Annotated in this window: 11 protein-coding genes; all 11 read right to left on the reverse strand. The window is 58.8% G+C overall.

Annotated features, from left to right (window positions below; translation table 11 throughout):
• Positions 1–2: 2 nt before the first annotated feature.
• The 11 genes from QZR14_RS05045 to bamA all read right to left on the reverse strand — a co-directional run bounded on the left by QZR14_RS05045 (position 3) and on the right by bamA (position 15119).
• Positions 3–1634, reverse strand: coding sequence for a CTP synthase (locus QZR14_RS05045; protein WP_093436570.1), 1632 nt, complete (start codon positions 1632–1634; stop codon positions 3–5).
• Positions 1635–1908: 274 nt separating this feature from the next.
• Positions 1909–3237: a tRNA lysidine(34) synthetase TilS gene (gene tilS, locus QZR14_RS05050; protein WP_311996035.1), complete on the reverse strand. Its 1329-nt coding sequence runs from the start codon at positions 3235–3237 to the stop codon at positions 1909–1911.
• Between the two features lie 122 nt (positions 3238–3359).
• Positions 3360–4307, reverse strand: coding sequence for an acetyl-CoA carboxylase carboxyltransferase subunit alpha (locus tag QZR14_RS05055; RefSeq protein ID WP_108225216.1), 948 nt, complete (start codon positions 4305–4307; stop codon positions 3360–3362).
• Between the two features lie 139 nt (positions 4308–4446).
• On the reverse strand, positions 4447–7968 hold the full coding sequence (dnaE, locus tag QZR14_RS05060) for a DNA polymerase III subunit alpha (RefSeq protein ID WP_250603108.1): 3522 nt from the start codon (positions 7966–7968) through the stop codon (positions 4447–4449).
• Between the two features lie 76 nt (positions 7969–8044).
• Entirely contained in the window at positions 8045–8671 is a 627-nt protein-coding gene (rnhB, locus tag QZR14_RS05065) for a ribonuclease HII (protein ID WP_038357914.1), read from the reverse strand.
• A gap of 11 nt (positions 8672–8682) precedes the next feature.
• The gene (lpxB, locus tag QZR14_RS05070; RefSeq protein WP_311996036.1) at positions 8683–9813 is read right to left on the reverse strand and encodes a lipid-A-disaccharide synthase; all 1131 of its coding nucleotides are present in this window, start codon (positions 9811–9813) and stop codon (positions 8683–8685) included.
• Between the two features lie 2 nt (positions 9814–9815).
• Complete coding sequence (gene lpxA / locus QZR14_RS05075; RefSeq protein ID WP_311996037.1) at positions 9816–10592, reverse strand: acyl-ACP--UDP-N-acetylglucosamine O-acyltransferase; 777 nt, start codon at positions 10590–10592, stop codon at positions 9816–9818.
• Complete coding sequence (gene fabZ, locus QZR14_RS05080) at positions 10589–11029, reverse strand: 3-hydroxyacyl-ACP dehydratase FabZ (protein WP_003222142.1); 441 nt, start codon at positions 11027–11029, stop codon at positions 10589–10591. The genes lpxA and fabZ overlap by 4 nt, the downstream gene beginning before the upstream one ends.
• A gap of 106 nt (positions 11030–11135) precedes the next feature.
• On the reverse strand, positions 11136–12191 hold the full coding sequence (gene lpxD, locus QZR14_RS05085; RefSeq protein WP_250603101.1) for a UDP-3-O-(3-hydroxymyristoyl)glucosamine N-acyltransferase: 1056 nt from the start codon (positions 12189–12191) through the stop codon (positions 11136–11138).
• A 3-nt stretch (positions 12192–12194) separates the two neighbouring features.
• On the reverse strand, positions 12195–12698 hold the full coding sequence (locus QZR14_RS05090) for an OmpH family outer membrane protein (protein ID WP_007908849.1): 504 nt from the start codon (positions 12696–12698) through the stop codon (positions 12195–12197).
• Between the two features lie 45 nt (positions 12699–12743).
• Positions 12744–15119 carry an outer membrane protein assembly factor BamA gene (gene bamA / locus QZR14_RS05095; protein WP_250603099.1) on the reverse strand — a complete coding sequence of 792 codons (2376 nt, stop codon included), beginning with the start codon at positions 15117–15119 and terminating at the stop codon, positions 12744–12746.
• Positions 15120–15158 lie beyond the last annotated feature (39 nt).

Raw genomic sequence — 15158 nt, forward strand, 5'->3', positions numbered from 1 at the left:
GGTTACGCCTTCTTCTGGTGTTGAGCCAACGCTGCTTTGACAAAACCGCTGAACAGCGGATGGCCATCACGTGGTGTCGAGGTGAACTCAGGGTGGAACTGGCAAGCAACGAACCATGGGTGATCGGCCGCTTCAACCACTTCAACCAGCGCAGCATCAGCGGAGCGACCGGAGATTTTCAGGCCGGCTTCGATCAGCTGTGGCAGCAGGTTATTGTTCACTTCGTAACGGTGACGGTGACGCTCGACGATCACGTCCTTGCCGTAGCAATCGTGGACCTTGGAACCGGCTTCCAGCAGGCAATCCTGAGCGCCGAGACGCATGGTGCCGCCCAGGTCGGACGATTCGGTACGCACTTCAACGGCACCAGTGGCGTCTTCCCACTCGGTGATCAGACCGACCACAGGATGACCGCTGGCGCGATCGAACTCAGTGGAGTTGGCGTCTTTCCAGCCCATCACGTTACGGGCGAACTCGATGACCGCCACCTGCATACCGAGGCAGATACCCAGGTATGGAACCTTGTTTTCACGAGCGTACTGAACGGCAGTGATCTTGCCTTCCACGCCACGCAGACCGAAGCCGCCCGGTACGAGGATCGCGTCGACACCTTCGAGCAGCGCAGTGCCCTGGTTTTCGATGTCTTCGGAATCGATGTAACGCAGGTTGACCTTGGTGCGGTTGCTGATGCCGGCGTGACTCATCGCTTCGATCAGCGATTTGTAGGCGTCCAGCAACTCCATGTACTTGCCGACCATGGCGATGGTCACTTCGTGTTCCGGGTTCAGCTTGGCGTCAACCACTGCGTCCCACTCGGACAGATCAGCGCTGCCGCATTGCAGGCCGAAACGCTCGACAACGAAATCGTCCAGACCCTGCGAATGCAGGATGCCCGGGATCTTGTAGATGGTGTCGGCGTCTTCCAGCGCGATTACCGCACGCTCTTCAACGTTGGTGAACTGAGCGATCTTGCGACGCGACGAGATGTCGATCGGGTGATCGGAACGGCACACCAGCACGTCTGGCTGCAGGCCGATCGAACGCAGCTCTTTTACCGAGTGCTGGGTTGGCTTGGTTTTGGTCTCGCCAGCAGTGGCGATGTACGGCACCAGTGTCAGGTGCATCAGCATCGCGCGCTTGGCGCCGACTTCGAAACGCAGTTGACGGATGGCTTCGAGGAACGGTTGCGACTCGATGTCACCGACGGTGCCACCGATTTCAACCATTGCCACGTCAGCGTCACCGGCACCCTTGATGATGCGGCGCTTGATTTCGTCGGTGATGTGCGGGATCACCTGGATGGTTGCACCCAGGTAGTCACCACGGCGCTCTTTGCGCAGCACGTGCTCGTAGACACGACCGGTGGTGAAGTTGTTGTTCTGGGTCATGGTCGTGCGGATGAACCGCTCGTAGTGACCCAGGTCCAGGTCGGTCTCGGCGCCGTCGTGGGTGACGAACACTTCACCGTGCTGGAACGGGCTCATGGTGCCCGGATCGACGTTGATGTACGGATCCAGCTTCAGCATGGTGACCTTAAGTCCCCGCGCCTCCAGGATGGCTGCCAATGAAGCCGATGCAATGCCTTTCCCCAATGAAGAAACAACACCGCCCGTGACGAATATGTAGCGCGTCATGAAAAACCCTAGAAGTCTGCGTTAAAGCGGTACGAGCCGCCGGGGAAAGCGAAGGAAGGCCGAAGCCCCCGATCACCTGCATTAATCACAGTGCACCTTTCAAAAAAACCGCCGCGTTGGGACAGACCGGCAGGTGAAACACCGGTACGTTGCTCGCTACACATTTTTTGGAATCGCCCAGCAAAGACTGCTTGGTAATCGGCAACTCCTGCAATTCAGGCGAATCCACAGAAGTTGTATCAAGAAGGGAGCGTAGTCTACCGGAATGCTCCTTTCAGCTCAAACCTTGATCTTCGTCTGTTGGCTGCCAATGTAATTTCCAGCCGTCCTGCCCATGGCCATCAAGTCCCGGCAGGTTCGCCACCGCGAGCAATTCATCGCCGCGAAACAGCAGCGGCAATCTGCCACGCACGAAGCCCGGCACCGCGCGCTCATTGAGCAGGCGCTTGAGGTCACGGCGACCGCGATCCGCCACCAGCATGACTTCACCGCCCTGACGATAGCCAATGCGCAAAGGCCCGACGGGAGTCTGCCCGCTGAACGTGACATGTCCGTTATCGGCCAAGCGTAGCGCTGACGCCGGGCTCTGCCACTCGGCGCCGATCATCGGCGTGTGCAACCAGTCGCCACTCAGCCACCAGAGGCGTCCGGCGCTGCGGTGCAGCTCGCCATCGGCCAGACGCCAGATTGGCGCCGCATCAGGAGCGGCATCACACAGATTTGCCCAACCCGACCAATGGTCGGTGTCGGGCAAGCGGGTCAGCGGTTCCAGCCAGTGACTGAGGGCGTTGCGTTGTCGGGCGGCAGACAGCGCAGCCATTGGCGCCAATTCCAGCGATGGCAGCCCCAGCCATGCGAAATCATGTGCGGTGACGGCGTTTGCCAGATCGATCTGCGCCAACTCATCGAGCAGCCCCTGCGCTTCACGCAGATGCGCTGCGCTGCGCGCCATACTCGCCTGCACTTGCGGCCAGCGCCCGGTCAGCAAGGGCAGGATCTGATGGCGCAGGTAGTTGCGCGAGAATTGCCGATCCTGATTCGATGGGTCCTCGATCCAGCTTAACGAATGAGCCTGGGCGTAACGTTCCAGCTCGGCGCGACTGACATCCAGCAACGGACGAATCATCGTGCCCTGCCCCACGGGCCTTTGCTGTGGCATTCCCGACAATCCGCGCACTCCCGCTCCACGCAGCAGCCGGAACAGCAGGGTTTCCGCCTGATCATCACGGTGCTGACCAGTGAGCAATACGTCATTGGCTTGTGTCTGCGTACCAAATACCGCGTAACGCGCATCCCGCGCCGCCCGCTCCAGACTGGCACCCGGTTGCACCTGCACCCGCTTGATCAGCAACGGCACCCCCAGCGCATCACACACGGACTGACAATGTTGCGGCCACGCATCAGCCGCAGCCTGGAGGCCGTGATGGATATGGATGGCGCTCAGCGCAGGAAGTGATTCGGTTTTTGCCAGATCGGCAAGCAGGTGCAGGAGGACGGTGGAATCGAGACCACCGGAAAACGCGATGCGCCAATGAGCGGCGTTGAGCCAAGGCTCAAGGTGCGGCAGAAGCCGTGAAGGCAAATCACTCTTCGATGAATTCATGGAGAGGGCCGCTTCTCAAAGATCCCTGTAGGAGCTGCCGAAGGCTGCGATCTTTTGATCTTGAAAAACAAAGTCAAAAGATCGCAGCCTTCGGCAGCTCCTACAGGGGTATTGCGTTCGGCTTAGAGACCGTAGCTCATCAGTCGATCATAACGGCGCTTCAGCAACGCTTCGTTATCGAACTTCTTCAGCATCGCCAGTTGCGAGCTCAGCTCGGCACGGATCGATGCAGCAGCAGCGGCCGGATCACGGTGGGCGCCGCCCAGAGGCTCGCTGATCACTTTGTCGACGATGCCCAAGCCTTTCAGGCGCTCGGCGGTGATGCCCATCGCCTCAGCAGCATCCGGCGCTTTTTCGGCGGTTTTCCACAGAATCGAAGCGCAACCTTCCGGCGAAATCACTGCGTAGGTCGAGTACTGCAGCATGTTCAACTGATCGCAGACGCCAATGGCCAGTGCACCACCGGAACCACCTTCACCGATAACGGTGGCGATGATCGGGGTCTTCAGACGCGACATCACGCGCAGGTTCCAGGCGATCGCTTCGCTCTGGTTGCGCTCTTCAGCGTCGATACCCGGGTAGGCGCCCGGGGTGTCGATGAAAGTCAGGATCGGCATTTTGAAACGCTCGGCCATTTCCATCAGGCGGCAAGCCTTGCGGTAGCCTTCCGGACGCGGCATGCCGAAATTGCGGCGCACTTTCTCGCGCACTTCACGGCCCTTCTGGTGGCCGATGATCATCACCGGCTGGTCTTCCAGACGGGCGATACCGCCAACGATGGCCGCGTCGTCGGAGAAGTGACGGTCGCCGTGCAGTTCGTCGAACTCGGTGAAGATGTGCTCGATGTAGTCGAGGGTGTACGGGCGTTTCGGGTGACGCGCCAGGCGTGCGATCTGCCAGCTGGTCAGCTTGCCGAAGATGTCTTCGGTCAGCGTTTTGCTCTTGTCCTGCAGGCGGGAGATCTCATCGCCGATATTCAGCGAATTGTCATTACCGACCAAGCGCAACTCTTCGATCTTGGCTTGCAGGTCGGCGATCGGCTGTTCGAAATCTAGAAAATTCGGGTTCATAGGCGTCCGTCTTGGGTCGTGTCCCAAATGAGCTTGGGCCGGCCGGTTGTCTATTCGCGCCCTACCTTAAGGGAGAGGCGCGCTGAGGTCGAGATTAAAAATTCAGGTTGCGGGCAAGCGCAATAATGGCACTTGCCGGTCAACGGTATTGGAGGAAGACGTTGTCTCGCCCGAACTGGTCACGCAGGGCTTGAATCAACGCATCCGCCGGATCAATTCGCCACGTCTCGCCGAACTGCAGCAAGGTCTTCGCATCCGGGCTGGTGTACTCCATGGTGATCGGGCACGCGCCGCGATGACGTTTGAGCAATTCACCCAACCAGCGTAGCTGATCGCCTTTCAGATCCTGGGTTTGAAGCTTCAGGCGCAGGCTTTCGGCGAGGTTGGTACGCGCATCTTCCATGCTCATCACGCGCTTGACCCGCAGGCGCAGGCCGCCGGAGAAGTCGTCGTTGCTGACTTCGCCTTCGACCACCACCATCGCGTCAGTCTGCAACAGCGATTGTGCCGAATGGAACGCATCGGCGAACAGCGACGCCTCGATCCGCCCCGAGCGGTCGTCGAGGGTGATGAAGCCCATCTTGTCGCCCTTTTTGTTCTTCATCACGCGCAGGGCAATGATCATCCCCGCCACGGTTTGCGTATCGCGCGCCGGCTTCAGGTCGATAATGCGTTGACGGGCAAAACGGCGGATCTCGCCTTCGTATTCGTCGATCGGGTGACCGGTCAGGTACAGGCCCAGAGTGTCTTTTTCACCCTTCAGGCGTTCCTTGAGGGTCAGCTCCTTGGCCTTGCGATGCGACGCATAAACGTCGGCGTCTTCCTCGACGAACAGCCCGCCAAACAGGTCGGCGTGACCAGAATCGTGAGTACGCGCGGTCTGTTCGGCCGCCTTGATCGCCTCTTCCATCGCCGCCAGCAGCACGGCGCGGTTACGGTCGATATTGGCCTGATAAGCCTTTTGTTCGTCGTGGAAGTACGGCCCCAGACGATCCAGCGCACCGCTGCGGATCAAGCCGTCGAGAGTACGTTTGTTGATGCGCTTGAGGTCGACACGGGCGCAGAAGTCGAACAGATCCTTGAACGGACCTTCCTGACGCGCTTCGGTAATGGCCTCAACAGGGCCTTCACCAACACCTTTGATCGCGCCGAGACCGTAGACGATGCGACCGTCGTCGTTCACCGTGAACTTGAACTCCGACGTGTTCACGTCCGGCGCGTCGAGGCGCAGCTTCATCGTGCGCACTTCTTCGATCAAGGTCACGACCTTGTCGGTGTTGTGCATATCCGCCGAGAGTACCGCGGCCATGAACGGCGCCGGGTAGTGAGCTTTCAGCCAGGCGGTCTGGTACGACACCAGGCCGTAGGCGGCAGAGTGGGATTTGTTGAAGCCGTAACCGGCGAATTTTTCCACCAGGTCGAAAATGTTACCGGCGAGGTCGGCGTCAATATTGTTGGTCGCGCAACCTTCAATGAAACCGCCGCGCTGCTTGGCCATTTCCTCGGGCTTTTTCTTACCCATGGCGCGACGGAGCATGTCCGCACCGCCGAGGGTGTAACCGGCCATGACCTGAGCAATCTGCATCACCTGTTCCTGATACAGGATGATGCCGTAAGTCGGTGCCAGAACAGGCTTCAAGCCTTCGTACTGGTAATCCGAGTGCGGATACGCCAGCTCGGCGCGGCCGTGCTTACGGTTGATGAAGTCGTCCACCATGCCGGACTGCAGCGGGCCCGGACGGAACAGGGCCACCAGTGCGATCAAGTCTTCCAGGCAGTCGGGCTTGAGCTTTTTGATCAGCTCTTTCATGCCGCGGGATTCAAGCTGGAACACCGCAGTGGTTTCAGCTTTCTGCAACAGCGTGTAAGTCGGTTTGTCGTCCAGCGGGATAAACGCGATATCCAGCGGCGGCTCGTTGACCTTGGCGCGGTCGCGGTTAATCGTTTTCAGCGCCCAGTCGATAATCGTCAGGGTCCGCAGACCGAGGAAGTCGAACTTCACCAGACCGGCCGCTTCAACGTCGTCCTTGTCGAACTGGGTTACCAGGCCGTCACCGGCCTCGTCGCAATAGATCGGCGAGAAGTCGGTCAGTTTGGTCGGCGCGATAACCACACCACCGGCGTGTTTACCGACGTTACGCACAACGCCTTCGAGCTTGCGCGCCATCTCCCAGATTTCCGCAGCCTCTTCATCGACCTTGATGAAGTCCCGCAGGATTTCTTCCTGCTCGTAGGCTTTTTCCAGGGTCATGCCGACTTCGAACGGAATCATCTTCGACAGACGATCCGCCAGGCCATAGGACTTGCCCTGTACCCGCGCCACGTCGCGCACCACAGCCTTGGCGGCCATGGAACCGAAGGTGATGATCTGGCTTACCGCGTTGCGGCCGTATTTCTCGGCCACGTAGTCGATCACCCGGTCACGACCGTCCATGCAGAAGTCGACGTCGAAGTCGGGCATCGAGACCCGTTCCGGGTTAAGGAAACGTTCGAACAGCAGGTCGTATTCGAGCGGGTCGAGGTCGGTGATCTTCTGCACATAAGCCACCAGCGAACCGGCACCCGACCCACGGCCAGGACCTACTGGTACACCGTTGTTCTTGGCCCACTGGATAAAGTCCATCACGATCAGGAAGTAACCGGGGAAGCCCATCTGGATGATGATATCCAGCTCGAAATTCAAGCGGTCGACATAGACCTGGCGCTTGGCTTCGTAGTCTTCGGTGGTGTCTTTGGGCAGCAGCACCGCCAAGCGTTCTTCGAGACCGTCGAAGGAGACCTTGCGGAAATATTCGTCGATGGTCATGCCATCGGGGATCGGGAAGTTGGGCAGGAAGTGCGTGCCCAGCTTTACTTCGATGTTGCAGCGCTTGGCAATTTCGACGGTGTTTTCGATAGCGTCGGGAATGTCGCTGAACAGCTCGATCATTTCCTCGGCGCTTTTCAGGTATTGCTGATCGCTGTAATTCTTCGAACGCCGCGGATCGTCGAGGGCGCGGCCCTCACCGATGCACACGCGGGTTTCGTGGGCGGCGAAGTCTTCCTGCTTGATGAAGCGCACATCGTTGGTCGCCACCAGCGGCGCACCAAGTTTATCGGCGAGCGCTACCGCACCGTGCAGTTGTTCTTCATCGTTAGGGCGATTGGTGCGCTGGATTTCCAGATAGAAACGATCCGGGAACACCGCCATCCATTCACGCGCCAGCGCTTCGGCTTCGGCCGGGTTGCCGCCGATCATGGCCATGCCGATTTCGCCTTCTTTGGCGGCGGACAGCATGATCAGGCCTTCATTGGCTTCAGCAACCCACTCACGCTCGACAATAATCATGCCGTTGCGCTGACCTTCGATAAAGCCGCGCGAGATCAACTCAGTGAGATTGCGATAGCCCTTGGCGTTCATCACCAACAGGCTGAGCCGGCTCAGCGGCGCGTCCGGGTCTTTGTTTGACAGCCACAGGTCGGCGCCGCAGATCGGCTTGATCCCGGCGCCCATGGTGTTTTTATAGAATTTGACCAGGGAACACATGTTGTTCTGGTCGGTGACCGCGACCGCCGGCATGTTCATGGCCGTCAGCGCCTTGACCAGCGGCTTGATCCGCACCAGCCCGTCGACCAGGGAGTATTCAGTGTGCAGGCGTAGATGAACGAATGAAGCCGGCATAGTGATCCTGTCCAGTTACATAGAGACAACAAGGCCCGGATTGTACCGGGCCTCGAACAAAACATCAGCCTTGCGACTAAACCTGCGTCAGACCTTCCAGCGCTTCGTAAGCCAGGCGCACCGGGGCGAACGAGCGCCGGTGAATCGGCGTCGGGCCAAGACGCGCCAACGCTTCCAGATGAACGGGCGTCGGATAACCTTTATGGCCACCGATGCCGTAACCCGGGTAGATCAATTCGAAGGCGGCCATTTCGCGGTCGCGGCTGACCTTGGCCAGAATCGATGCGGCAGCGATGGCTGGAACCTTGCCGTCGCCCTGCACCACCGCTTCGGCGCGCATCGGCAGTTGCGGGCAGCGGTTGCCGTCGATCATCGCCAGTTTCGGCTGGATGTGCAGCCCGGCAACCGCGCGCTGCATGGCCAGCATGGTCGCGTGCAAAATATTCAGCTCGTCGATTTCCTCGACTTCAGCGCGGGCGATGCACCAGCTCAGGGACTTCTCGATGATTTCGTCGTAGAGCTTTTCGCGCTTGGCTTCGGTGAGTTTCTTCGAGTCGTTAAGCCCGAGGATCGGCCGGTTCGGATCGAGGATCACCGCCGCCGTCACCACCGCACCGCACAGCGGGCCGCGACCGACCTCATCGACGCCGGCAACCAGTTCTTCAACTTCGGCGACCAGGGTGAAATCCAGGCCCATTTGCATGCTTGTCTTGCTCATCGTGTCTGACCGATCAGGTTGAGGACGGCGTCCGCCGCCTGATTGGAGGCATCCAGCCGCAACGTGCGATGGATCTCATCGAAGCCGCGGGTCTGTTCTTCGCCGCCTTCGATCAATGGCGACAGCGTCTGCGCCAGTGCTTCGACCGTCGCATCATCCTGCAACAATTCCGGGACCAGCAGACGCTGGGCCAACAGGTTCGGCAAGGACACATACGGGCTCTTGACCATACGCTTGAGAATCCAGAACGTCAGCGGCGCCAAGCGATACGCCACCACCATCGGCCGCTTGTACAACAGCGCTTCAAGGGTGGCGGTGCCGGAGGCGATCAACACGGCGTTGCACGCAGCCAGGGCCAGATGGGATTTGCCGTCGAGCAAGGTCACCGGCAAATCACGACCGGCGAGCAGCTCTTCAAGTTGCGCGCGACGTTCCGGATTGGCGCACGGGATGACAAAGCGCAAACCTGGGCGCATCGCCCGCAGACGTTCGGCGGTATCGAGGAACAGCGCGCCCAGACGAGAGACTTCGCCGCCACGGCTGCCGGGCATCAACGCCACCAGCGGGCCGTCGGGCAGTCCCAACTCGGCACGCGCCGCAGCGCGATCAGCCTCCAGCGGAATGGTATCGGCCAGCGTGTGGCCGACGAACCGCACCGGCACGCCTTTTTCTTCGTAGAATTTTGCTTCGAACGGCAGCAGCGTCAACATCAGGTCGCAGCCTTCGCGGATCTTCAGCACACGCTTCTGCCGCCATGCCCACACCGACGGACTGACGTAGTGCACGGTCTTGATCCCGGCCTGACGCAGCTTGAGTTCGATATTGAGGTTGAAGTCCGGTGCGTCGATACCAATGAACGCGTCCGGCTTCTCGGCGATCAGCGTAGCGATCAGGTCCTTGCGGCGCTTGAGCAGTTCGCGCAGCCGTCCAAGAACTTCCACCAGCCCCATGACCGACAAGCGCTCCATGGGAAAGTAGGACGTCAGCCCTTCGGTCTGCATCAACGGGCCACCGACACCGATGAACTCGACCGCCGGATGCTGAGCCTTGAGCGCACGCATGAGGCCGGCGCCGAGAATGTCACCGGAAGCTTCACCGGCCACCAGCGCAATACGCAGATTGGCCATGATCAGCGAGTGATGCCGCGGGTCGACGACTGAATGGAGTCACGGAATATCGCAACTTCCGGGAACTGCGCAGCAGGTTCGGCCAGTTCGGCCAGCGCCTGCTCGACCGTGAGGCCCTGGCGATAGACGGTTTTGTAAGCGCGACGCAGCATGTGAATCGCATCCTCGCTGAAACCGCGACGGCGCATGCCTTCGAAGTTCATGCTGCGCGCTTCGGCCGGGTTGCCAAACACGGTGACGAACGCCGGAACGTCCTTGCCGATGGCGGTGCCCATACCGGAAAAACTGTGGGCGCCGATGTGGCAATACTGGTGAACCAGAGTGAAGCCGGAGAGGATCGCCCAGTCATCCACGTGCACATGGCCGGCCAACGCGGTGTTGTTGACCAGAATGCAGTGGTTACCGATAACGCTGTCATGCCCGATGTGCGCATAGGCCATGATCAGATTGTGATCGCCCAACGTGGTTTCCGAACGGTCCTGCACGGTGCCGCGGTGAATCGTCACGCCTTCACGGATGACGTTGTGGTCACCGATCACCAGACGGGTTTCTTCACCTTTGTATTTCAGATCGGGTGTGTCTTCGCCTACCGAGGAAAACTGGTAGATGCGATTGTGCTTGCCGATGCGGGTCGGGCCTTTGAGGATTACATGCGGCCCGATCACGGTACCCTCGCCGATTTCCACACCTGCGCCGATGATCGACCACGGGCCGACCTCGACGCCATCAGCCAGAACGGCCGACGGATCGATGATTGCGCGAGGGTCAATCAAACTCATAGCTTGCGTTCCGCACAGATGATTTCAGCCGAGCAGACCGGCTTGCCATCGACCGAAGCCTGGCATTCGAATTTCCAGATCTGACGCTTGCAGCTGATGAACTTGGCTTCAAGGATCAACTGATCGCCCGGCAACACAGGCTGGCGGAAGCGCAGCTTGTCGGAGCCGACGAAGTAATAAAGCGTGCCATCGGCAGGCTTCACATCGAGCATTTTGAAACCGAGGATCCCGGCAGCCTGAGCCATCGCCTCGATGATCAGCACGCCCGGCATGATCGGGTGCGCCGGGAAGTGACCATTGAAGAACGGTTCATTGATGCTGACATTCTTGTAGGCGCGAATGCGCTTGCCTTCAGTGTCCAGTTCCACCACCCGGTCCACCAGCAGGAACGGGTAACGGTGAGGCAGGTATTCGCGAATCTCGTTGATGTCCATCATTTCGGGGGGAAGCCTATGTAAAGATTGGGAGCGCGACTGACGCGCACTCCTCTAGCAAATCAAGGAGGCAGTCTAGAGGCTGTGCACACTTGATATGGAAATGGTATCAGCCATCTGATGAAGCATTGCCGTCAGGGGTCACTTCCCCTACGCGCTTTTCCAGCTGTTTCAAACGTCGCGCGATGTCATCGAGCTGACGGATGCGGGCCGCGCTTTTGCGCCATTCGGCCGCCGGTTGCATGGCTGTACCGGAAGAATAGGCACCCGGCTCGGTAATCGAGTGGGTCACCATGGTCATCCCGGTCAGGAAAACGTTGTCGCAAATATCAATGTGGCCGACCAGACCGACACCACCGGCGAGCATGCAATGCTTGCCGATTTTAGTGCTGCCGGAGATCCCGACGCACGCCGCCATGGCGGTGTGATCACCGACCTGAACGTTGTGGGCGATCTGGATCTGGTTGTCGAGCTTCACGCCATTGCCGATCACGGTATCGGCCAGCGCGCCGCGGTCGATGGCGGTATTCACGCCAATCTCGACATCGTCGCCGATGGTCACGCCACCAATCTGGGCGATTTTCTGCCAGATGCCTTTTTCGTTGGCAAAACCGAAGCCTTCGCCACCGAGCACGGCACCGGACTGAATCACCACTCGCTTGCCGATGCGCACATCGTGATACAGCGTCACGCGCGGGGCGAGCCAGCCGCCTTCACCGATTTCGCTGCGGGCACCGACAACGCAATGCGCACCCAATGTCACCTGCGCACCAATTCGCGCACCGGCTTCGATCACCACGAAAGGGCCGATGCTGGCGCTTGGATCAACCACCGCATCCGCCGCAATCACCGCTGACGGATGGATACCGGCAGTGGCTTTTGGCTTCGGATCGAACAGGTGGGAGATACGCGCATACGCCAGGTAAGGATCAGGCACCACCAACGCATTACCGGCAAACCCTTCGACGTCGGCTTCTTTGAGCAACAGTGCTGCTGCCTGCGAGCCCGCCAGGTATTTGCGATATTGAGGGTTTGCCAGAAAGCTCAACTGAGCTGGGCCAGCCTCTTGCAAAGTGGCTAGCCCAGTAATTTTCGTCTCAGGGTCGCCACGCAAGGTGGCGCCGAGAAACTCGGCCAACTGGCCGAGCTTGATAGTCACGGTCATGGGTTACTTCAGCTGATTCATGCGCTCGATAACCTGGCGCGTGATGTCGTACTGAGGTTTGACATCGATGACTGCGCCACGCTCGAACACCAGGTCAAAACCACCTTTCTTGATGACTTCTTCCACTGCGCTATCCAGTTTTGGCTTCAGTTGCTTGAGCATTTCGCGGTCGGCAACAGCTTTGGCTTCGTTCAATTCCTTGGACTGGAATTGGAAGTCACGGGCCTTTTGCTTGAATTCCAGCTCCAGACGCTCACGCTCACCTTGCTGCATTTTGTCGCCACCGGCCATCAGACGATCCTGAATGCCCTTGGCGCTGCTTTCCAGCGTCTTCAGCTTGGTCAGTTGCGGACCGAACTTCTTCTCGGCATCTACCGCGTATTTCTTGGCCGCGTCGGATTCAAGCAAGGCCATCTGATAGTTCAGAACGGCAATTTTCATGTCGGCAAATGCCGGGCCTGCGACCATCAAAGAGGCCAGGAGAACCAATTGAGTCAACTTACGCACGATGCACTCCTACAAAATCCATTGTCGTTATCTTGGGTCAGACGCTTAGAACGTCTGGCCGAGGGAGAATTGGAACACTTGAGTTTCAGCCTCATCCGGCTTCTTGATCGGCATGGCCAACGCGAAGCTCAGAGGACCCAGTGCGGTGACCCAGGTCACACCCACACCCACGGAACTGGCCATGTTGCTCAGGCTGATGTCGTTGCACTTGGTGTTCGACGTCGAGCCGTTCGCATTGGTAGTGTCCTTGCACTGCGAGTCAAAAACGTTACCCACATCCCAGAATACCGAGGTGCGCAGGGAACGCTGATCTTTCACGAACGGCAGCGGGAACAGAACCTCGACACCGCCCTGGATCAGGACGTTACCACCGAACGGCAGTGGATCCTGGTCCGGGTCAGCCAGAGTGCCCGGGTTGGTACCACGGCTCGGCGTGCTGCGCGGGCCGAGGGTGCTGTCCTTGAAGCCACGAACCGAGTTGAAACCACCAGCATAGTAGTTTTCATAGAACGGCAAGCCATCAGTCCCGCCGTAACCGTCGCCATAACCCAGCTCTGTGTGCAGACGCAGGGTGTAGTTCTCGCTGATCGGCTGGAACAACTGACCACGGTAATCAAGTTTGTAGAACGACAGGTCGCTGCCTGGCACGGTGGTTTCCAGAGTCAGGCTCTGGGAACGACCACGGGTTGGCAGTACGCCTTTGTTCAGGGTCGACTCGGACCAGCCGGCCGAAGCCTTGAAGTTCAGGTATTTGTCGCCTTCCTTATTAACGAAGTCGAAAATCTCGTCAACGGTGTAGGTACCGGTCTTGATCTCGTCCTGTTGAACCGACAGACCAAAGGTCAGACGCGAAGTCTCGCTGATCGGGTAACCAACGTTCACGCCAGCACCCAGACTGTCTACCGCATAGCTTGCGACGTCGACGTCGAGGTCTTTGTAGTCAGTGGTGCGATAGAACGCGTTGTAACCCAGGCTCACGCCATCGGCGGTCCAGTACGGGTCAACGTAGCCGAAGTTGTAGCGGCTCTGGTATTCACTGCGGGTCAGGCCGACGCTGACGCGGTTACCGGTACCGAGGAAGTTGTTCTGGGTGATCGAACCACCGAGGATCAAACCGGCACTCTGGGCGAAACCGACGCTGGCGGTAATCGAACCGGAAGCCTGCTCTTCAACGGCGTAGTTCACGTCAACCTGATCGTCCACACCCGGAACAGCCGGGGTTTCAACGTTGACTTCTTTAAAGAAGCCCAGACGCTCAAGACGGGTTTTAGACTGGTCGATCAGGTAAGTCGAAGCCCAGCCGCCTTCCATCTGACGCATTTCACGACGCAGCACTTCGTCTTCCGACTTGGTGTTGCCACGGAAGTTGATGCGGTTGACGTAGGCACGCTTGCCCGGATCAACAGCGAACAGAATATCGACGGTGTGATCATCATCGTGCGGCTGAGGTACGCCGTTGACGTTGGCGAAGGTGTAACCCTCGTTACCCAGACGACGGGTGATCAGCTCGGATGTGGTGGTCATCAGCTTGCGCGAGAACACCTGGCCTTTCTGCACCAGCAGCAGGGACTTGACCTGATCTTCAGGGACTTTCAGATCACCACTGAGCTTGACGTCACGAACGGTGTACTTCTCGCCTTCAGTGACGTTGACAGTGATGTAGACGTGCTTCTTGTCCGGGGTGATGGACACCTGGGTCGAAGCGATATCCATGTTGATATAGCCACGGTCCAGGTAGTAGGAACGCAGACGCTCCAGGTCACCGGAAAGCTTTTCACGGGCGTACTTGTCATCGTTCTTGAAGAACGACAGCCAGTTGGTGGTTTTCAGTTCGAACAGGTCGGTCAGGTCTTCTTCAGGGAAAACCGTGTTGCCCACCACGTTGATGTGCTGAATGGCCGCAACGGTACCTTCGTTGATCTTCACTTTCAGACCCACGCGGTTACGCGGCTGCGAGACCACTTCGGTATCAACGGTAGCCGAGTAGCGACCTTGCGCGACGTACTGACGTTGCAGTTCGTTACGCACACCCTCAAGGGTGGCGCGCTGGAAGATCTCGCCTTCGGCCAGACCGGACTGTTTGAGACCTTTCATCAAGTCTTCAGTGGAGATCGCCTTGTTGCCTTCGATCTCGATACTGGCGACCGACGGACGTTCAACGACCGTGATTACCAGAACGTTGCCTTCGCGGCCCAGCTGGATATCTTGAAAGAAACCGGTTTTGAACAACGCACGAGTGGATTCCACCAGGCGACGATCATCCGCCTGCTCACCGACGTTCAACGGCAAGGCACCAAAGACGCTACCCGCGGAGACCCGCTGGAGGCCATTGACGCGAATATCAGAGATAGTGAAGGACTCGGCGTGAACTTCGGCGATCATCAATACGGTGAGAACCGCAGTTAGCAGCAGACGTTTCATGAAGTCCTTTCTTATTCCAACTGGCAATAAACAAACTGC

Source organism: Pseudomonas sp. rhizo66 (genome assembly GCF_031931925.1).
GTDB lineage: Bacteria > Pseudomonadota > Gammaproteobacteria > Pseudomonadales > Pseudomonadaceae > Aquipseudomonas.

Bases quoted from the DNA above. Each gene is read 5' to 3' on its own strand.
- lpxA (WP_311996037.1), bottom strand. From the start codon at position 10,592: ATGAGTTTGATTGACCCTCGCGCAATCATCGATCCGTCGGCCGTTCTG.
- bamA (WP_250603099.1), bottom strand. From the start codon at position 15,119: ATGAAACGTCTGCTGCTAACTGCGGTTCTCACCGTATTGATGATCGCC.
- lpxB (WP_311996036.1), bottom strand. From the start codon at position 9,813: ATGGCCAATCTGCGTATTGCGCTGGTGGCCGGTGAAGCTTCCGGTGAC.
- rnhB (WP_038357914.1), bottom strand. From the start codon at position 8,671: ATGCAAATGGGCCTGGATTTCACCCTGGTCGCCGAAGTTGAAGAACTG.
- QZR14_RS05045 (WP_093436570.1), bottom strand. From the start codon at position 1,634: ATGACGCGCTACATATTCGTCACGGGCGGTGTTGTTTCTTCATTGGGG.
- lpxD (WP_250603101.1), bottom strand. From the start codon at position 12,191: ATGACCGTGACTATCAAGCTCGGCCAGTTGGCCGAGTTTCTCGGCGCC.
- dnaE (WP_250603108.1), bottom strand. From the start codon at position 7,968: ATGCCGGCTTCATTCGTTCATCTACGCCTGCACACTGAATACTCCCTG.
- fabZ (WP_003222142.1), bottom strand. From the start codon at position 11,029: ATGATGGACATCAACGAGATTCGCGAATACCTGCCTCACCGTTACCCG.
- tilS (WP_311996035.1), bottom strand. From the start codon at position 3,237: ATGAATTCATCGAAGAGTGATTTGCCTTCACGGCTTCTGCCGCACCTT.
- QZR14_RS05055 (WP_108225216.1), bottom strand. From the start codon at position 4,307: ATGAACCCGAATTTTCTAGATTTCGAACAGCCGATCGCCGACCTGCAA.